The organism is Caulobacter sp. ErkDOM-C (assembly GCF_048541825.1).
In the GTDB taxonomy this organism is placed as follows: domain Bacteria; phylum Pseudomonadota; class Alphaproteobacteria; order Caulobacterales; family Caulobacteraceae; genus Caulobacter.
Genome location: NZ_CP183332.1, coordinates 1,528,517 through 1,547,133 on the forward strand (window position 1 = coordinate 1,528,517; position 18,617 = coordinate 1,547,133).

21 protein-coding genes are annotated in these 18,617 nt (G+C 63.5%); all 21 read left to right on the forward strand.

Translation table 11 applies throughout. The annotated features are described in order from the left end of the window. The 21 genes from ACN2C8_RS07520 to ACN2C8_RS07620 all read left to right on the forward strand — a co-directional run bounded on the left by ACN2C8_RS07520 (position 1) and on the right by ACN2C8_RS07620 (position 18,395). Positions 1-402 (forward strand): hypothetical protein, encoded by a 402-nt coding sequence (locus ACN2C8_RS07520; RefSeq protein ID WP_419255837.1) that lies wholly within the window; start codon positions 1-3, stop codon positions 400-402. Then, positions 399-1,649: an NADH-quinone oxidoreductase subunit D gene (locus ACN2C8_RS07525; protein ID WP_419255216.1), complete on the forward strand. Its 1,251-nt coding sequence runs from the start codon at positions 399-401 to the stop codon at positions 1,647-1,649. Before ACN2C8_RS07520 ends, ACN2C8_RS07525 begins: the two co-directional genes overlap by 4 nt. Further along, positions 1,646-1,978: a nuclear transport factor 2 family protein gene (locus tag ACN2C8_RS07530; protein WP_419255217.1), complete on the forward strand. Its 333-nt coding sequence runs from the start codon at positions 1,646-1,648 to the stop codon at positions 1,976-1,978. The genes ACN2C8_RS07525 and ACN2C8_RS07530 overlap by 4 nt, the downstream gene beginning before the upstream one ends. Positions 1,979-1,981: 3 nt before the next feature. Then, positions 1,982-2,668 carry an NADH-quinone oxidoreductase subunit NuoE gene (nuoE, locus tag ACN2C8_RS07535; protein WP_419255218.1) on the forward strand — a complete coding sequence of 229 codons (687 nt, stop codon included), beginning with the start codon at positions 1,982-1,984 and terminating at the stop codon, positions 2,666-2,668. Beyond that, positions 2,668-2,895: a hypothetical protein gene (locus ACN2C8_RS07540; protein ID WP_419255219.1), complete on the forward strand. Its 228-nt coding sequence runs from the start codon at positions 2,668-2,670 to the stop codon at positions 2,893-2,895. The genes nuoE and ACN2C8_RS07540 overlap by 1 nt, the downstream gene beginning before the upstream one ends. Further along, positions 2,892-3,158, forward strand: a complete 267-nt coding sequence (locus ACN2C8_RS07545; protein ID WP_419255220.1) for a hypothetical protein — start codon at positions 2,892-2,894, stop codon at positions 3,156-3,158. The genes ACN2C8_RS07540 and ACN2C8_RS07545 overlap by 4 nt, the downstream gene beginning before the upstream one ends. A 3-nt stretch (positions 3,159-3,161) precedes the next feature. Beyond that, positions 3,162-4,481, forward strand: a complete 1,320-nt coding sequence (nuoF, locus tag ACN2C8_RS07550) for an NADH-quinone oxidoreductase subunit NuoF (protein ID WP_419255221.1) — start codon at positions 3,162-3,164, stop codon at positions 4,479-4,481. A 5-nt stretch (positions 4,482-4,486) separates the two neighbouring features. Further along, positions 4,487-6,547: an NADH-quinone oxidoreductase subunit NuoG gene (gene nuoG, locus ACN2C8_RS07555; RefSeq protein ID WP_419255222.1), complete on the forward strand. Its 2,061-nt coding sequence runs from the start codon at positions 4,487-4,489 to the stop codon at positions 6,545-6,547. 4 nt (positions 6,548-6,551) lie between these two features. Next, positions 6,552-7,619, forward strand: a complete 1,068-nt coding sequence (gene nuoH, locus ACN2C8_RS07560; protein ID WP_419255223.1) for an NADH-quinone oxidoreductase subunit NuoH — start codon at positions 6,552-6,554, stop codon at positions 7,617-7,619. After that, entirely contained in the window at positions 7,619-7,858 is a 240-nt protein-coding gene (locus ACN2C8_RS07565) for a hypothetical protein (RefSeq protein ID WP_419255224.1), read from the forward strand. Before nuoH ends, ACN2C8_RS07565 begins: the two co-directional genes overlap by 1 nt. Before the next feature lie 5 nt (positions 7,859-7,863). Beyond that, entirely contained in the window at positions 7,864-8,355 is a 492-nt protein-coding gene (gene nuoI, locus ACN2C8_RS07570) for an NADH-quinone oxidoreductase subunit NuoI (RefSeq protein WP_419255225.1), read from the forward strand. A gap of 83 nt (positions 8,356-8,438) precedes the next feature. Beyond that, a complete protein-coding gene (locus ACN2C8_RS07575; RefSeq protein WP_419255226.1) occupies positions 8,439-9,056 on the forward strand; it encodes an NADH-quinone oxidoreductase subunit J in 618 nt (205 codons plus the stop codon). Then, on the forward strand, positions 9,053-9,358 hold the full coding sequence (gene nuoK, locus ACN2C8_RS07580) for an NADH-quinone oxidoreductase subunit NuoK (protein WP_419255227.1): 306 nt from the start codon (positions 9,053-9,055) through the stop codon (positions 9,356-9,358). Before ACN2C8_RS07575 ends, nuoK begins: the two co-directional genes overlap by 4 nt. A gap of 8 nt (positions 9,359-9,366) precedes the next feature. Next, on the forward strand, positions 9,367-11,439 hold the full coding sequence (gene nuoL, locus ACN2C8_RS07585) for an NADH-quinone oxidoreductase subunit L (protein ID WP_419255228.1): 2,073 nt from the start codon (positions 9,367-9,369) through the stop codon (positions 11,437-11,439). Positions 11,440-11,449: 10 nt separating this feature from the next. Continuing rightward, positions 11,450-12,934, forward strand: coding sequence for an NADH-quinone oxidoreductase subunit M (locus ACN2C8_RS07590; protein ID WP_419255229.1), 1,485 nt, complete (start codon positions 11,450-11,452; stop codon positions 12,932-12,934). A gap of 7 nt (positions 12,935-12,941) precedes the next feature. Beyond that, positions 12,942-14,381, forward strand: coding sequence for an NADH-quinone oxidoreductase subunit NuoN (nuoN, locus tag ACN2C8_RS07595; protein ID WP_419255230.1), 1,440 nt, complete (start codon positions 12,942-12,944; stop codon positions 14,379-14,381). 1 nt (position 14,382) lies between these two features. Next, positions 14,383-15,144, forward strand: a complete 762-nt coding sequence (locus ACN2C8_RS07600; RefSeq protein ID WP_419255838.1) for a biotin--[acetyl-CoA-carboxylase] ligase — start codon at positions 14,383-14,385, stop codon at positions 15,142-15,144. Beyond that, positions 15,141-15,926: a type III pantothenate kinase gene (locus tag ACN2C8_RS07605; RefSeq protein WP_419255839.1), complete on the forward strand. Its 786-nt coding sequence runs from the start codon at positions 15,141-15,143 to the stop codon at positions 15,924-15,926. Before ACN2C8_RS07600 ends, ACN2C8_RS07605 begins: the two co-directional genes overlap by 4 nt. Continuing rightward, complete coding sequence (locus ACN2C8_RS07610; protein WP_419255231.1) at positions 15,926-17,605, forward strand: ribonuclease J; 1,680 nt, start codon at positions 15,926-15,928, stop codon at positions 17,603-17,605. Before ACN2C8_RS07605 ends, ACN2C8_RS07610 begins: the two co-directional genes overlap by 1 nt. Positions 17,606-17,715: 110 nt before the next feature. Beyond that, on the forward strand, positions 17,716-18,135 hold the full coding sequence (gene mce / locus ACN2C8_RS07615; RefSeq protein ID WP_419255232.1) for a methylmalonyl-CoA epimerase: 420 nt from the start codon (positions 17,716-17,718) through the stop codon (positions 18,133-18,135). After that, complete coding sequence (locus ACN2C8_RS07620; protein WP_419255233.1) at positions 18,135-18,395, forward strand: DUF1467 family protein; 261 nt, start codon at positions 18,135-18,137, stop codon at positions 18,393-18,395. Before mce ends, ACN2C8_RS07620 begins: the two co-directional genes overlap by 1 nt. Positions 18,396-18,617: the final 222 nt, after the last annotated feature.

The following is an 18,617-nucleotide window of genomic DNA, read 5'->3' on the forward strand; positions in this document are numbered from 1 at the left end:
ATGGGTCTGCGCCGGCCGACGTTCCGTTCCGCCACCGCGTTTTTTCTGGTGACATTTTCCACCGCGTTCCTGATGACCATCGGCATGCGGCTGACGGGCTGGTTCACGCGCGCGCCGATCATTTCGGTGGAGCAGAACAAGGGCCTGGGCATAGCGATCATGATCGCCGTCATGACCTTGGCGATTGGAGCCGGGTTACGGCGTATGGAAGTCGCGGAGCTGCGCAGCGCGCTGCTGGGTGCGGCGTCCGTGTTGCTGGCCCTTCCCCTGTCGCAAGCCGCGATTTCCCAGTCTTGGGACGTCGCCACCACCATCATCACACTACTGGGCGCCGTCCTGCTTATCGCTGGATTGCTTGTTTCGCTCAGCATCCAGCAGCGTAAGGAAGGCCAGGAATCATGACCGGCCAAGACACCCCTGCAGCGGTGACCGATCTCGTCCGTGACGAACCGGCGGTTCCGATGATCCCGGAAACGCCCGTCCGCAAGTTCAACATCAATTTCGGCCCGCAACATCCGGCCGCGCACGGTGTGCTGCGCCTGGTGCTGGAGCTGGACGGCGAAGTCGTCGAACGCGTCGATCCGCACATCGGCCTGCTGCATCGCGGCACCGAAAAGTTGATGGAGGCGCGCACCTACCTCCAGAACATCCCGTATTTCGACCGCCTCGACTATGTGGCGCCGATGAATCAGGAGCACGCTTTCTGCCTGGCCATCGAGAAGTTGCTTGGTGTCGATGTTCCCAGGCGTGGCCAGATTATTCGGGTGCTCTATTCCGAAATCGGCCGTGTTCTCAGTCACCTGCTGAACGTGACGACCCAGGCCATGGACGTCGGAGCCCTTACGCCGCCGCTCTGGGGCTTCGAGGAACGTGAAAAGTTGATGGTGTTCTACGAGCGTGCCTGCGGCGCTCGCCTGCACTCCAACTATTTCCGGCCGGGCGGCGTCCATCAGGACCTGCCTGACGCTCTTGTCGAGGACATCGACACTTGGGCTAAGGCGTTCCCGAAGATATGCGACGACATTGAGACGCTGATCACCGGCAACCGCATCTTCAAGCAGCGCAACGTCGATATCGGCGTCGTGACGCGCGAGCAGGCGATCGAGTGGGGTTTCAGCGGCGTGATGGCGCGGGGTTCCGGCATCGCCTGGGATCTGCGCCGCAGCCAGCCCTATGAGTGCTACAACGAATTCGAGTTCGATATCCCGCTGGGCAAGAACGGCGACTGCTATGATCGCTATCTGTGTCGCATGCAGGAGATGCGCGAGTCAGCGAAGATCATCCGCCAGGCCTGCGAGATGCTCCGCAAGACGCCCGGCCCGGTGATGACCGAGGACAACAAGGTCAGCCCGCCGCGTCGCGCCGAGATGAAGCGCTCAATGGAAGCTCTGATCCATCACTTCAAGCTCTACACCGAGGGCTTCCGTACGCCGGCCGGCGAGGTCTATGCCTGCGTCGAGGCGCCCAAGGGCGAGTTCGGCGTGTTCGTCGTCTCTGACGGCACCAACAAGCCCTATCGCTGCAAGATCCGCGCACCGGGCTTCCCGCACCTGGCGGCCATGGACTGGATGAACCGCGGCCACATGCTGGCCGACGTGTCGGCCATCCTCGGCTCGCTGGACATCGTGTTCGGGGAGATCGACCGTTGATCGAGGCCGCCGTTCAAGGCCAGCTGGACGCCTATAACGCCCAGGACGTCGATGCGCTGTGCCAGCACTTCGCCGACGACATGATGGTCGCCGATCTGAACGCCGAGCCCAACCTGCATGGCGTCTCAGCGTTCCGCGAGCGGCATGTCGGCCTGTTCGCCCAGTTTCCGCAAAACCGCGCCGAACTGCTGTCGCGTGTGGTGATCGGCAACAAGGTCATCGACCATGAGCGGGTCTTCCGTTCGCCCGAAGCGACGCCTTTCGAGGTCGCCGCCATCTACACCTTCGCCGGCGACAAGATCGCTCGCGTCGATTTCGTGAAAGCCTGACGCATGTCCGTTCGCCGTCTCGCCAAGGAACAGCCCGCGAGCTTTGCGTTCTCCAAGGAGAGCCAGGCCAAGGCTGACTGGTGGAAAGCCAAATACCCCGCCGAGCGCAAGCAGTCGGCGGTGATCCCTATGCTCTGGCTGGCCCAGAAGCAGGAAGGCTGGATCCCTGAGCCGGCTATCCAGGAGATCGCCAGGCAGCTTGAGATGCCGGTCATACGGGTGCTGGAAGTCGCGACCTTCTATGTGATGTTCCAGCTGCAGCCGGTCGGCAAGGTCGCCTTCGTTCAGCTTTGTGGTACGACGCCCTGCCAGCTGCGCGGCGCGCTGGACCTTCGCAAGGTGTTGAAGGACAAGATCGGCGACGCCAACCACGTCTCGGCGGACGGCAAGTTCAGCTGGGAAGAGGTCGAGTGCCTGGGCGCATGCTGCAACGCGCCGATGGCCGCCATCAACGACTACTATTACGAGGACCTGACGCCGGAGAGCCTGGCCCAGATTCTCGACGACTTCGCCGCCGGCAAGTCGCCGCAGCCGGGCAGCTACGACGGCCGCAAGGCATCGGAGCCCAAGGATTCGATCAAGACCCTGACCGATCCCACGCTCTTCGACGGCTCACTGGCCAAGAAGTTCAAGATCCCGAACCTGCCCGAAAAGCCCAAGAAGGCTCCCAAGGCGGAGCCGGCTGCCTGATGAACACCGACGCCGTCCTCCAGAAGAAGCGACTGACCGCGATGCTCGCCATCGACGCGGTCTGCTTCGTGCTGGCCGGCGCGGCGATTGTCGGTCACGTGGCCATGGGAATCGGTTGGCTTCTGCCGGCCTTCCTGGTTCTGGTCGCTGCAGGGCTGGGCGCGCAGATCTGGTTCGTTTTGGGCTGGATGCGCGCCGTGAAGCGGGAAGAGGGGGCTTCGTCATGATCGACGACAGCGACTTCAACACGCGCAGAGCCGCCTATCTCGATACAGTTCGTAGCCTTGGTCGCCGCGAGCGCGGCTTCGGCTTCGTGGCTTGCCTGCTCGGCGTCCTGCTCCTGATCTGGGGGCGGGTCATCGCTGGCGCGCCACAATGGGCCGTTGTTCTGGGTCTTGTGACGATTGCCGCCGGTTGGCTGCTTTTCGCCTATGTCATCCTTCGTCGGACGCGGTATGTGCGCGCCCATCCATTCGATCCGCAAAGCTGAGTCATGGTCGGTATCCTCGAAGACAAGGACCGCATTTTCACGAACCTTTACGGGCTCCATGATTGGGGCCTGGAAGGCGCGAAAAAGCGCGGCTGCTGGAATGGCACCAAGGACATCCTCGACGCGGGTCGCGACTGGATCATCGACAACATGAAGAACTCCGGCCTGCGCGGCCGTGGCGGCGCGGGCTTCGGCACCGGCCTGAAGTGGTCGTTCATGCCCAAGGAAGTGAAGGACGGTCGTCCGCACTATCTGGTCGTCAACGCCGACGAATCCGAGCCGGGCACCTGCAAGGACCGGGAGATCATGCGGCATGACCCGCACCTCCTGATCGAAGGCTGCCTGATCGCCTCGCGCGCCATGCTGGCCCACGCCTGCTACATCTACATCCGCGGCGAATATGTTCGTGAGCGCGAAATACTGGAAGCCGCCATCAAGCAGGCCTACGAGGCCAAGCTGGTGGGCAAGAACAATGTCCACGGCTGGGACTTCGACATCTACGTCCACCATGGCGCCGGCGCCTATATCTGCGGCGAAGAGACGGCCCTGCTCGAAAGCCTGGAAGGCAAGAAGGGCCAACCGCGCCTGAAGCCGCCGTTCCCGGCCGGCGCGGGCCTCTACGGCATGCCAACCACGGTCAACAATGTTGAGAGCATTGCTGTCGTCGGCACCATCCTGCGTCGCGGCGCGGCCTGGTTCGCGGGTTTTGGCCGCCCCAATAACACCGGCACCAAGCTCTTCTGCGTCAGCGGGCACGTGAATACGCCCTGCAACGTCGAAGAGGCCATGAGCATCCCGTTCCGCCAACTGATCGAGGATCACTGCGGCGGCATCCGGGGCGGCTGGGGCAACCTGAAGGCCGTGATCCCGGGCGGCTCGTCCGTGCCGATGATCCCCGCCGAGCAGTGCGAAGACCTGCCGATGGACTTCGACGCCCTTCGCGCCCTGCGTTCGGGCCTCGGCACCGCCGCCGTCATCGTGATGGACAAGGACACCGATCTGGTCCGCGCCATCGCTCGCCTGTCGTACTTCTACAAGCATGAGAGCTGCGGTCAGTGCACGCCGTGCCGCGAAGGCACCGGCTGGATGTGGCGGGTCATGGAACGCATGGTCACCGGCGAGGCCGATCCCAAAGAGATCGACACCCTGCTGGACGTCACGACCCAGGTTGAGGGTCACACTATCTGCGCCCTCGGTGATGCGGCCGCCTGGCCGATCCAGGGCCTGTTCCGTCACTTCCGCCACGAGGTGGAAGACCGGATCGCATCCTATCGTAGCGGTCGCCTGCACGTGCAGGGCGCCAAGCTGATCGCGGCGGAGTAACAAGCATGGCTATCGCCAAGGTCAACGGCGTCGAGGTCGAGTTCGAACCCGGCATGACGGTTCTGCAGGTCGCGGAACTGGCCGGGGAAGAGATCCCGCGCTTCTGCTATCACGAGCGCCTGAGCATCGCCGGCAACTGCCGGATGTGCCTGGTTGAGGTGAAGCCTGGTCCGCCCAAGCCGCAGGCGTCGTGCGCCCTGCCGGCCGCCGAAGGCCAGGAGATCTTCACCAAGACCCCGATGGTCAAGAAGGCCCGCGAAGGGGTGATGGAGTTCCTGCTCATCAACCACCCGCTGGATTGCCCGATCTGCGACCAGGGCGGCGAGTGCGATCTGCAGGACCAGGCCATGGGCTATGGCCGCGATGGCAGCCGTTACGAAGAGAACAAGCGCGCGGTCGAAGAGAAGGCCATGGGCCCGCTCATCAAGACCGTGATGACCCGCTGCATCCAGTGCACGCGCTGCGTCCGCTTCATCACCGAAGTCGCGGGTTCGCCGGAGATTGGCCTGATCTCGCGCGGCGAAGACGTTGAAATCACGACCTATCTGGGCGCGGCGGTGACGTCGGAACTGTCAGCCAACGTGATCGATTTGTGCCCGGTCGGCGCTCTGACCTCCAAGCCCTACGCCTTCGAAGCGCGGCCTTGGGAGCTGAAAAAGACCGAGAGCATCGACGTCATGGACGCGCTGGGCTCGGCGATCCGCGTCGACAGCCGCGCCGCTGCGGTGCTCCGCGTGCTGCCGCGCGTCAACGAGGACGTCAACGAAGAGTGGATCTCCGACAAGACGCGCTATGCCGTTGATGGCCTGCAGCGTCAGCGTCTGGACCGACCCTACGTTCGCGTCGGCGGCCGTCTGCAGCCGGCGACCTGGGCCGAGGCTTTCGCGGCCGTGGCGGGCAAGATCAAGGCCACCAAGCCAGAGCGCATCGGCGTGATCGCCGGCGATCTGCAAGACGCCGAGAGCCTGAAGACGACCAAGGACCTCTTCACCGCCCTGGGCGTGAAGAACCTCGACGCCCGCCAGGACGGCGTGGCGCTGGGTGCTGGTCCGCGCGAGAGCTGGCTGTTCAACACCACGATCGCCGGCATCGAGAACGCTGACGTCATCCTGCTGGTCGGCACGAACCCGCGCGTCGAGGCGCCGGTGCTCAACACCCGCCTGCGCAAGCAGTGGATCGCCGGCAAGCTCCGCATCGGCGTGATCGGCGAGCAGGGCGACCTGACCTACGAGTACGACTATCTCGGCGCCGGCACGAAGACGCTGGCAGGCCTGGCCAAGAGCAAGTCCGACTTCGTCGCCGCCCTGAAGAACGCTGAGCGTCCGGCAATCATCATCGGTCAGGGCGCCCTGACCCGCGCTGACGGCGCGGCGGTTCTGAAGGCCGCCGCTGCGGTCGCCAAGAGCTTCAAGATCGTGCGTGACGGCTGGAACGGCTGGAACGTCCTGCACACCGCTGCTGCCCGCGTCGCCGGTCTCGACCTGGGCTTCGTGCCGGGCGAGGGCGGCCTGACCGCCGGCGAGATGCTAAAGCCGGGCGCGCTTGATGTGCTGTTCCTGCTGGGCGCCGACGAGTGCGAAACCGCTGCTTCGGACGCCTTCAAGATCTATCTGGGCACCCACGGCGACGCCGGCGCTCACAAGGCCGACGTCATCCTGCCGGGCGCGGCCTATACCGAAAAGAACGGCCTCTATGTGAACACCGAAGGCCGCGTCCAGATGGGCGAGCGGGCGGTGTTCCCGAAGGGCGAGGCCAAGGAAGACTGGTCGATCCTGCGGGCCCTGTCCGAGCTTCTCGGCCACAAGCTGCCCTATGACAGCCTGGACCAGCTGCGCGCCAAGCTGTTCGCCGACCACCCGAGCTTCGGCCAGATCGACTTCGCGCCGGGCTCGATCCCGACCGTGTTCGACCTGGCAGCCGTTGGCGGTCCAGGCGAACTGGCGGACACGCCGTTCGAGAACGCCATCAAGGCCTTCCACCTGACCAATCCCATCGCGCGCGCCAGCGTGACCATGGCCGAATGCGCGGCCGTCGTCTCCGGCGCCGCCAAGATCGCGGCGGAGTAGGCCGATGAGCGCTTTCTTCGCCAACCCTGCCGTGACCTGGACCCTGCTGACGACCGGCGGGATCCTGCTGGTCGTGATCTGGGTGCTGCTGAGCCTGGCCTTTCTGCTGCTGGCCGACCGCAAAATCTGGGCCGGCGTGCAGATGCGCAAGGGACCCAACGTGGTGGGGCCGTTTGGCCTGCTGCAGTCCTTCGCCGACTTCTTCAAGTTCGTACTGAAGGAAATCATCATTCCGGCCGGCGCAGACAAGGTGGTCTTTATCCTTGCGCCGCTGCTTAGCCTGGTCCTGGCCTTCGTCGGCTGGGCGGCCATCCCGTTCGCGCCGGGCTGGGTTGTCTCCAACCTGAACGTCGGCATCCTCTACCTGCTGGCGATGAGCTCGCTGGGCGTCTACGGCATCATTATGGGCGGCTGGGCTTCGAACTCGAAGTACCCGTTCCTGGGCGCCCTGCGCTCGGCGGCGCAGATGGTTTCCTATGAGGTCTCGATCGGTCTGATCATCATCACGGTGATCCTGCTGGCCGGCTCGATGAACCTGTCTACGATCGTGGAAGCTCAGAGCGGCTGGTTCTGGAACTGGAACGTCTTCGGCGGTGGCCTGAAGAACATTGTCCTGCTGCCGGTCATGGTGATGGCGATGGGCATGTTCTACATCTCGGCCCTGGCCGAGACCAACCGCCCGCCTTTCGACCTTCCGGAAGCCGAATCCGAACTCGTGGCCGGCTATCAGGTCGAGTACAGCTCGACCCCGTACCTGCTCTTCATGGTCGCTGAATACTCCAACATCGTCCTGATGTGCGCGATGATCAGCGTGCTGTTCTTCGGCGGCTGGAATCCCGGTTTTCCGACCGACTTCCTGGTGAGCTGGGGCTGGTGGGGTAACTTCTTCCTGGCCTTGGTGTTCTTCGCCAAGATCTGCTTCTGGTTCTTCATGATCGCCATGGCCAAGGCCATCGTGCCCCGCTACCGGTACGACCAACTGATGCGCCTGGGCTGGAAGGTGTTCCTGCCGACCGCGCTGGTGCTGGTCGTCCTGGTCGCTGCCTGGCGTGTGTTTGGACCAGGCGCCTGATGAACCGCCAAGCCGCCATAGCTTTGACGGGTCTGACCTTCGCCTTGCTCGCGGCCTGTTCGGCTACGATGGCTTCGGACAGGTCCTATTCGCTGGGACGCGGCGTTGTGAACTATGACGAACTTCGCCGGGCCGGCGACAAGTGCAAGGCCGATGGCGGAGTGCTGCAAGCCAAGCAGGACGGGGGAGATCCCGCCCAGCTTTCAAACTACACCTGCGTCATTCCGAAGGGTGATTGACGGCCATGATGCAACGCATTTCCCAGGCGATTAAGGGCGCGGCCCTTCTGGACTTCGCCAATGCCTTCGGTCTGGCCATGAAATACATGGCCGCGCCCAAAAAGACCGTGATCTACCCGAACGAGCGCAATCCGCAGTCGCCGCGCTTCAGGGGCGAGCACGCTCTGCGCCGCTATCCCTCAGGCGAGGAGCGCTGCATTGCGTGCAAGCTATGCGAGGCCATCTGTCCCGCTCAGGCGATCACCATCGAGGCCGAACCGCGCGAGGACGGCAGCCGCCGCACGACCCGCTACGACATCGACATGGTCAAGTGCATCTACTGCGGCCTGTGCGAGGAAGCCTGCCCGGTAGACGCCATCGTGCAAGGTCCGAACACCGAGTTCGCGACCGAGACGCGCGAAGAGCTCTATTACGACAAGGAACGTCTTCTCGATAACGGCGACCGCTGGGAACGCCTGATCGCGAAGAATCTGGAGTTGGACGCGCCCTACCGCTAAAGACGGGCGGCGAATCCGAAGGGGGCGGCGCGCCATTTGGCGTTGTCGTCATGGATGTAGTTTTCAGGGGAGCACCTGGGCCAATGGCCTTGCAGGCGATCGCTTTCTATTTGCTGGCTTTCACAACGCTGGCGGCGGGTCTTCTCGTCGTCTCGGCGCGAAATCCTGTGCACTCGGTGCTCTTCCTGATCACCGCCTTCTTCTCGGCCGCCGGCCTCTTCGTCCTGCTGGGCGCGGAGTTCCTCGCGATGCTGTTGATCGTCGTCTATGTGGGCGCGGTCGCGGTGCTGTTCCTGTTCGTCGTCATGATGCTGGACGTCGACTTTGAGGAACTGCGCAAGGGTTTCGCCCAGTACCTGCCGATCGGCGGGCTTGTGGCGGGCGTGCTGACGCTGGAGATGATCTTCGTCGCCGCCACGGTGGCCACGAACGGCGCCGCCGGCAAAAACGCCGAGACCATGGCCTCGCCGGAAGGCGTGAGCAACACCGAGGCGATCGGACGCGTGCTCTACACCGACTACGCCTTCTTCTTCCAGTTGGCGGGCCTTGTGCTTCTGGTGGCCATGATCGGCGCCATCGTCCTGACCCTGCGCCACAAGCCGGGCGTCAAGCGCCAGGATATCGGCAGGCAGGTGGCCCGTTCGCCCAAGACCGGCATGGAACTGGTTCAGATCAAGCCGGGTGAGGGGATCTCCGAATGATCGGCCTGTTGCACTATCTCGTCGTCGCCGCGATCCTGTTCACGATCGGCGTGTTCGGCATCTTCGTGAACCGCAAGAACATCATCGTCATCCTGATGTCGATTGAGCTGATCCTGCTGGCTGTGAACATAAATCTGGTCTCGTTCTCGGTCTATCTGCACGACGTGGTCGGTCAGATCTTCGCGATGTTCGTGCTGACCGTCGCCGCCGCCGAGGCGGCCGTCGGTCTGGCCATTCTCGTCACCTTCTTCCGAAACCGCGGCGACATCGCGGTCGACGACGCTAGCATGATGAAGGGCTAAGCGACGTCATGCAGACGCTAGTCACAATTATCCTCTTCGCCCCGCTGGTTGCAGCGATCGTGGCGGGCCTGTTTGGCCGTCGCATCGGCGACGTGGCCTCGCAGGCGATCACCACCGGTGCTCTGCTGCTGGCCTGCGGTCTGTCCTGGTACGTGTTCAGCCAATGGACCTGGGGGCACATGGAGGCCTTCACGGTAACCCTGCTGCCGTTCATCCACGTCGGCGACTTCATCTCCAACTGGTCGATCCGCATCGACGCCCTGTCGGCGGTGATGCTGATCGTGGTGACGACGGTCTCCGCCCTCGTGCACATCTACTCCTGGGGCTACATGGCCGAGGACGACAGCAAGCCGCGCTTCTTCGCGTACCTGTCGCTGTTCACCTTCGCCATGCTGTCGCTGGTCACCGCCGCCGACTTCATGCAGCTGTTCTTTGGCTGGGAAGGCGTTGGCCTGGCCTCGTATCTGCTGATCGGCTTCTGGTTCAAGAAGCCCACGGCCAGCGCTGCGGCGATCAAGGCCTTCGTGGTCAACCGGGTCGGCGACTTTGGCTTCGCCCTCGGCATCATGACCACCTACTGGGCGTTCGGTACGATCCAGTTCGCCGAACTCTTCCCGCAGATCGCCGCCAATGCCGGTCGCACCTGGGAGTTCGTCGGCCATAGCTGGCCGCTGGTGGATATCGCCTGCTTCCTGCTGTTCATCGGCGCGATGGGCAAGTCGGCCCAGTTCTTCCTGCACACCTGGCTGCCGGACGCCATGGAAGGCCCGACCCCGGTCTCGGCCCTGATCCACGCGGCGACCATGGTCACTGCTGGCGTCTACATGCTGTGCCTGTTGTCGCCGATGTTCGAATACGCACCCGTCGCCAAGAACATCGTCACGGTGATCGGCGCGGTCACGGCCCTGTTCGCGGCCACGGTCGGCCTGACCCAGAACGACATCAAGCGGGTCATCGCCTATTCGACCTGTTCGCAGCTGGGCTACATGTTCTTTGCGGCTGGTATCGGCGCCTATCAGGCGGCGATGTTCCACCTGTTCACCCACGCCTTCTTCAAGGCGCTGCTGTTCCTGGGCGCGGGTTCGGTGATCCACGGCATGCATCACGAACAGGACATGCGGAAGTATGGCGCTCTGGCCAAACTGCTGCCGGTGACCTTCATCGCCATGACCATCGGCACCATCGCCATCACGGGTCTCGGCTTCCCGCCGCTGCACCTGGGCTTCGCCGGCTTCTACTCGAAGGACACCATCATCGAGGCGGCCTTCGCTGCGGGTGGTGAGAACGCCTTTGCGATGTTCGCCTGGGTGATCGGCCTGCTGGTCGCCGGCCTGACCTCATTCTACTCATGGCGCGTGGCCTTCTTCACCTTCAACGGCAAGGCCCGTTGGGGTCATGACGATCATCACGCTCACGACGCGCAAGCCGCCCATGCACATGACGGCCAGACCTCGCATGAGGCGCACGACGAACCCGTTGCGGACGACCATGCGCATGACGGCCATGATCACAAGCCGCACGAGAGCCCACTGATCATGCTGTTCCCGCTGGTCGTATTGTCGCTCGGCGCGGTGTTCGCCGGCTTCGTGTTCGTCGACTACTTCGTGGGACACCACCAGGAAGAGTTCTGGCGCGGCGCGATCTACAACGCTCCGACCAACCACGTCCTGCACGAAGCGCATGACGTGGCCCAGTGGGTGAAGTGGAGCCCGTTGATCGCCTCGATCCTCGGCCTGCTGGTTGCGGCCTATATCTATCTGATCAAGGGCAACGAGCGCCTGGGCGCCAAGCTCGCGGCGCGTAACGGCCCGCTGTATGTATTCTTCTATAACAAGTGGTTCTTCGACGAGCTTTACCAGGCCACCTTCGTGCGCGCGGCCAAGTTCCTCGGCGACCTGTTCTGGAAGGGCGGAGACCAGAAGATCATCGACGGCTTCGGGCCGGACGGCGTCAGCGCCGTCAGCTACGAGGTCGGCCGCCGGACCGGCAAGCTCCAGACCGGCTACGTTTATCACTATGCGTTTGTCATGCTGCTCGGCGTCGCCGGCCTGCTTGGCTTCGCCCTTTACGCATTCCGTTGAGGACGGATCGATGACCGGCCTTCTCAGCCTCACAACCTTTGCTCCGCTCGCCGGCGTGGCCGTCCTTCTGGCGCTGCGCGCTATCAAGGGCGACAACGCGGCCACCGACAATCTGGCCAAGTGGATCACCCTGGCGACAACCTTGGTCACCTTCGCCCTGTCGATCCTGATGGTCGCGCAGTTCGACCCCGCCAATCCAGGCTTCCAATTCGTGGAAGATGTGGCGTGGTTCGCGGGCCTGCACTATCGGATGGGGGTGGACGGGATCTCGATCCTGTTCGTCCTGCTGACCGCCTTCCTGCTGCCGATCTGTATCCTCGCCAGCTGGAAATCGATCGATAAGCGGATCGTGGAATACATGATCTGTTTCCTCGTGCTGGAAACCCTGGTCATCGGCGTGTTCTGCGCGCTGGACCTGATCCTGTTCTATCTGTTCTTCGAGGGTGGCCTGGTGCCCATGTTCCTGATCATCGGGATCTGGGGCGGCAAGCGTCGCGTCTACGCGGCCTACAAGTTCTTCCTCTACACACTGCTCGGCTCGGTGCTGATGCTGGCGGCGATCCTGGCGATGATCACCATCTCGGGCACGTCTTCGATCCCCGAACTGATGACCTTCAAGTTTGCGCCCTGGCTGCAAACCTGGCTGTGGCTGGCCTTCTTCGCCAGCTTCGCGGTGAAGATGCCGATGTGGCCGGTCCACACCTGGCTGCCCGACGCCCACGTCGAGGCGCCGACCGCCGGTTCGGTCATCCTGGCGGGTATCCTGCTGAAGATGGGCGGCTATGGCTTCATGCGCTTCAGCCTGCCAATGTTCCCCAATGCGTCGGAGATGTTCCAGCCGCTGGTGTTCGCGATGTCGGCTATCGCCATCGTCTACACCTCGCTGGTCGCCTTCCGTCAGACCGACATCAAGAAGCTGATCGCCTATTCGTCGGTGGCCCACATGGGCTTTGTGACCATGGGTATCTTCTCGGGCAATGCGGCGGGCGAGCAGGGCGCGATCTTCCAGATGCTCAGCCACGGGGTTATCTCCGGGGCGCTCTTCCTGTGCGTTGGCGTCGTCTATGACCGCATGCACACCCGCGAGATCGCTTTCTATGGCGGCCTCGCCAATCGGATGCCCTGGTACGCAGCGACCTTCCTGTTGTTCACCATGGGCAATGTTGGCCTGCCGGGTACCTCCGGCTTCGTCGGCGAAATCCTGACGATGACTGGTGTCTACGAGGCCTCGACCTGGGCGGCCCTGTTCGCCGCCAGCGGCGTGATCCTGTCGGCGATGTACGCCCTGACACTGTATCGCCGGGTCATGTACGGCGAGATCGTCAATCCTGAACTGAAGACGATCACCGATCTCGACAAGCGCGAGATCCTGATCTTCGCGCCGCTCATCATCTCGACCCTGGTGCTCGGCATCTATCCGAATTTCGTATTTGACCTGACCGCGTCGTCCGTCGACGCGCTGGTCGGCGCCTGGCGCGCCGCCTTGGCCGGGTGAGGGACTGATGACGCTTTCAGCCAATCTTTCGCTGATCCTGCCCGAGGTCATTCTCGCGGTGTCGGCCCTTGTTCTGCTGGTCTGGGGGGCCTTCCAGGGGCGCGTTAGCGCTGCCTTCACCCTGGCCAGTGTCGCGGCCCTGCTCGCGGCGGCGGTCGCGGCCGTGGTCGGCCCACATGGTCACGCCTTCAACGGTGTCTATTCGGCCGACGCCGCGGCGACCTACGCCAAGGTGGCGATCTTCTTTTCCAGCGCCATCGGCATCGTGCTGGGTGATCGCTGGCTGGCCCAGCGCAGCGACCAGAAGTTCGAATATGCGGTGCTGGTGATCCTGGCGGCGCTGGGCATGGGCGTCACCGCCTCGGCGGGCGACCTGATCAGCCTGTACATCGGTGTCGAACTGCAATCCCTGGCGCTTTACGTGCTGGCGGCTTTCCGTCGCGACGACGCCAAGGCTTCGGAAGCCGGCCTGAAGTATTTCGTGCTTGGCGCGCTTTCCTCTGGCCTGCTGCTCTACGGTTCCTCGCTGATCTACGGCTTTGCGGGCTCGACCCGGTTTTCTGACATCGCCGCCGCTGCGCACGACGCACACGGCGTTGGCCTGCTGTTTGGCCTGGTGTTCCTGATCTGCGGTCTGGCGTTCAAGGTCTCTGCGGCGCCGTTCCACATGTGGACGCCGGACGTCTATGAAGGCGCCCCGACCCCGGTCGTTGGCTTCTTCGCCGCCGCGCCGAAGCTGGCCGCCATGATGATGTTCGCCCGCGTTCTGGGCGACGCTTTCCCGGACTCGGTCGCCCAATGGCGTCAGGTCCTGGTGATCGCCGCCCTGATCTCGGTTTTTGTCGGCGCCTTCGCCGGCTTGGCCCAGACCAATCTGAAGCGGCTTTGGGCCTATAGTTCGATTGCCAATGTCGGCTACGCCCTGCTGGGCGTTGCCACGGGCGGTGAGACCGGGCTGCACGCCATGCTGGTCTTCATGATCCTCTACATGGTCGACGTGACCGGCTTCTTCGCCTGCCTTCAGGCCCTGAGCCGCGACGGCAAGCCGATGGAGACCATCGAGGACATGGCTGGCCTGATCAAGGAACGCCCGGGCATCGCCCTGGCCATGACCGCGTTCTCGCTGTCGGCCCTGGGTCTGCCGCCGTTCTCGGGCTTCTGGTCGAAGTTCTACGTCTTCAAGGCCGCGCTCGGCTCGGGCGACGTCATGCTGCAGTGGGCCGCTGTGCTGGGCCTGGTCGGCAGCGTCGTCGGGGCCTTCTACTATCTGCGCCTGATCAAGAGCATGTGGTTCGACGCCTCCAAGGGCGCCGTGGATGCCCCGCCCCCCGCAGCGCGCGCGGTGGGTTTCGCAGCAGCCCTGTTCGCTTTCCCTGTGGTGCTGATCGCACTGGTCTGGCTCGATCCGGCCGCCAAGGCCGCAGCCGCGGCCTTTGGCCACCCGTGACGTGACGGGCGTGCCCTCAGCTTCAGAAGGGCCGTCCGTCGTCGTTCTCGACGAGATCGACTCCACCAATGCCGAGGCCCGTCGCCGCGCGGAAGCGGGTGAGGCGGGGCCCCTATGGCTGCTTGGCCTGAGGCAGACGGCAGGCCGTGGTCGCAGAGGCCGCGCCTGGGAGACCGGGGAGGGCAACCTCGCCGCTACCCTGCTGTTTTCCACGGACAAGTCGCCTGCCGAGGCTGCTCAGGTTTCGTTTGTCGCCGCACTGGCCGTTGCTGATCTCCTTGCGGCCTATGTTCCCGCATCCTTGATCAGCCTGAAGTGGCCCAATGATCCGCAGTTGGGTGGATTGAAAGTCAGCGGCATTCTGATCGAGTCTGGAAGTCGTCTCGGCGCCGGGCTCTGGATCGCCGTTGGCGTCGGCGTCAACCTGGCGTGCAAGCCGATTGATAGCGAACGTCCGGCCACGGCCCTGACCGAGCATCGCGCCGCGCCTGCGCCATCGCCTGCGGAGGCGATCGAGGTGTTGGCCGGCGCATTTGAGCGATGGTCGCGCGTCTGGCATACGCTGGGTTTTCCCGCCATTGCCGACGCCTGGACAGCGCGGGCTCATGGCCTGGGCGAGCCCTGCGTTGCGCGTCTGGGAACCGAGACCATCGAAGGTGTCGCCGAAGGGCTCGATAGCGACGGCGCTCTGAGGCTTCGGTTGCCTGATGGTCGGTTGCGGCGCATCACGGCCGGCGATGTCTTCTTTGGTGAGGCAAACTGATGCTGCTGGCGATAGAGCAGGGCAACACCAATACGATGTTCGCCATCCACGATGGCCAGAGCTGGATCGCCCAATGGCGGTCTGCCACCGAGAGCACCCGTACGGCTGACGAGTATGTTGTGTGGCTGTCGCAACTGCTTTCGATGCAGGGGCTGGGTTTTCGGGCCATCGACGCCTGCATCATATCCAGCGTGGTCCCGCAGTCGATCTTCAACCTGCGCAACCTTTCGCGCCGGTACTTTAATGTCGATCCGCTCGTGATCGGCGAGAACGCGAAGCTGGGCGTGGAGGTGCGGATCGACAAGCCGTCCGAGGCCGGCGCTGATCGTCTGGTGAACGCCGTGGGCGCGCACATGGTCTATCCGGGACCCTTGATCGTCATCGACAGTGGCACAGCCACCACCTTCGACATTGTCGGCGCGGACGGGGGCTTCGAAGGCGGCATTATTGCGCCAGGCATCAATCTTTCCATGCAGGCGCTTCACGAGGCGGCTGCTAAGCTGCCGCGCATCGCCATTCAACGCCCCGCTGGCAACCGCGTGGTCGGAACCGACACCGTCAGCGCCATGCAGTCCGGCGTGTTCTGGGGCTATATTTCTTTGATCGAGGGACTTGTTGCGCGCATCAAGGTTGAGCGCGCGGAGCCCATGACCGTCGTCGCCACCGGTGGGGTCGCCTCACTATTTGAAGGCGCCACGGGCTGCATCGATCACTTCGATTCGGATCTGACGATCCGCGGACTCCTCGAAATTCACCGTCGCAACACCACCTCAGAGACCTGATGACAAAATCTTCTCAAGACGAACTCGTTTTCCTGCCGCTCGGCGGGTCGAACGAGATCGGCATGAACTTCAACCTGTATGGCTTTGGCCCGGCCCACGCTCGCAAGTGGATCGTGGTCGATCTGGGCGTCACCTTCGGCGACCAGACGACCCCCGGTGTCGAAATCATTCTGCCCGATCCCGAATACATCGAGGCCTATGCCGACGATATCCTGGGCATTGTGCTGACCCACGCCCACGAGGATCACCTGGGGGCGGTGCACTGGCTTTGGCCGCGGCTGAAGGCGCCGGTCTACGCGACGCCGTTTACGGCCTTCTTGCTGCGCGAAAAACTGCGCGACGCGCGTCTTCTCGACGAAGTGCCCATCACCGAGGTGCCTCTGGGTGGCAAGTTCTCGATCGGCCCGTTCGATCTGGAAATGATCACCCTGACCCACTCGATCCCGGAGCCGAACGGCCTGGCGATCAAGACCCCTCTGGGCACGATCCTGCATACCGGCGACTGGAAGATTGATCCCGATCCACAGCTCGGCGAAGCCACCGACATCGACGCCATCCGCAAGCTTGGCGACGAGGGCATCCTTGCGATGGTGTGCGACAGCACCAATGTGTTTGTCGATGGCGTGGCGGGCTCGGAAGCCGATGTACGCGTTGCGATGAACCGACTGATCGCTGGCCTGACCGGCAAGATCGCTGTGGCGTGCTTCGCCTCGAATGTGGCCCGTATGGATACCGTGATCCGCGCCGCCCAGGCCGCCGGTCGCAAGGTCTGTCTGGCCGGGCGTTCGATGCACCGCATGAGCGCAGCCGCGCGTTCGGTCGGTCTGCTTGTGGGCATCGAGCCCTTCATCACTGACGACCAGGCAAAGTACCTGCCCGAAAACGAAGTTCTGTTCCTCTGCACCGGCAGCCAGGGCGAGGCGAGGGCGGCCCTGTCACGCATCGCTGAGGGAACCCACCCGCATGTGAAGCTGTCGCAGGGCGATCACGTGGTCTTCAGTTCGCGGGTCATTCCGGGCAACGAGATTCCGATCCGCAACCTGCAGAACAAGCTGGCCGATCGCGGCGTTCGTCTGCACACCGAACGCGACACGCCAGGTATCCACGTCAGCGGCCACCCTTGCCGCGACGAACTCAAGCAAATGTATCAGTGGGCTCGCCCCGAGATTGCTGTGCCGACCCATGGCGAGCGCCGTCACCTGATCGAGCATGCTGCCTTCGCCCGTGACCTGCAGGTCCCGCAGCAGGTGACACCGCGCAACGGCGATATGGTTCGCCTGGCTCCTGGCCGCGCCGAGATCATCGATGAGGTTCCGGCCGGTCGCCTCTATGTCGACGGCGGCGTGGTCACGGCCGAGAACGGTCAGGCCCTGCGCGAGCGCCGCCATGTCGCCTTCAATGGCATGCTGGCGGTATCAATCGTTCTGGACGGCAAGAACCGTATCGTTTCTGGCCCGCAGGTTCGGGGCCTGGGTCTGGCGGGCGACAACGAGTATCCGCTGGGCGAGGCCATGGACGATCTTGCTGAGGAGGCCGAGACGGCCTTCAAGCGCCTGGGTGGCGATCAGAAGGAACTGGACGACGCTATCGAGAACGCCATCTCGCGCGCCGTGAAGAAGGCGGCGTTCCGGATCTGGGAGCGCAAGCCCGTCGTCGAGACGACGGTCCTTCGCGTCTAACGTTACGTAAGCAGCCGCTCGCCGTGAAAACGACACGGCGGGCGGCTCTTTTCGCGCTGCGGGCTAGGTGTTAGGCCTTCGCGCGAACGAGAAGCGCGTGGGAGCAGATCATGATCGGCAAACTCAACCATGTTGGCGTGGCGACGCCGTCGATCGACGAGTCGCTGAAGCTGTATCGCGACCTGCTGGGTGCGACATCGGTCACCGAGAAGTGGGCGATGCCGGAACAGGGTGTCTGGGTTTGCTTCGTCAACCTGCCCAATAGCCAGATCGAACTGATCGAGCCCTATGGCGAGACATCGCCTATCCATGGATTTCTGGCCAAGAACCCCAAGGGCGGCCAGCATCACATCTGCTTCGAGGTCGAGAATATCTACGAAGCTCGTGACGCGCTTGTCGCCAAGGGCGCTACGGTGCTGGGCGAGCCGCGTATCGGCGCGCACGGCACGTTGATCATCTTTGTTCACCCCAAAGACATGGGCGGCCTGCTGGTCGAACTCATGGAGACGCCCAAGGAGGCGCACCACTGATGGGCCCGATTACTGGTATCGCGATCTTCCTGACCATATGGTGGACGGTTCTGTTCGTCGTTCTGCCGCTTGGGTCGCGCAGCTATCACGAGATGGGGATCAAGCCGCCGGGCGGCGGTGACCCGGGCGCGCCGGTGAACCCGAATCTGAAGCGCAAGTTCTTCACCACGACCTGGGTATCGGCGGCGGTGTTCGCTGTGCTGTGGCTGATCATCCGCTTTCACCTGATCAGCCTGCCGCCGCTGCCTGCGACCTATTAGGACCGCCATGGCGCCCAAGCCTTGGGCGTGATGCGATCTTTGCCCCTGCAATCGCCCAAGGCTTGGGCGAAACGCCCTAATGTGCGCTGCTCGCTGCAAGTGCGTGCCCCAACAAATGTTCAGAGGCGTAAGGTCACGTTACGAGATCAGCTGTTTCTGATCTCACTCTGTGGCGTCTTCCCCGACGATGAACTTGCAAGGCCGCGCGAGGATCGCGCGGCC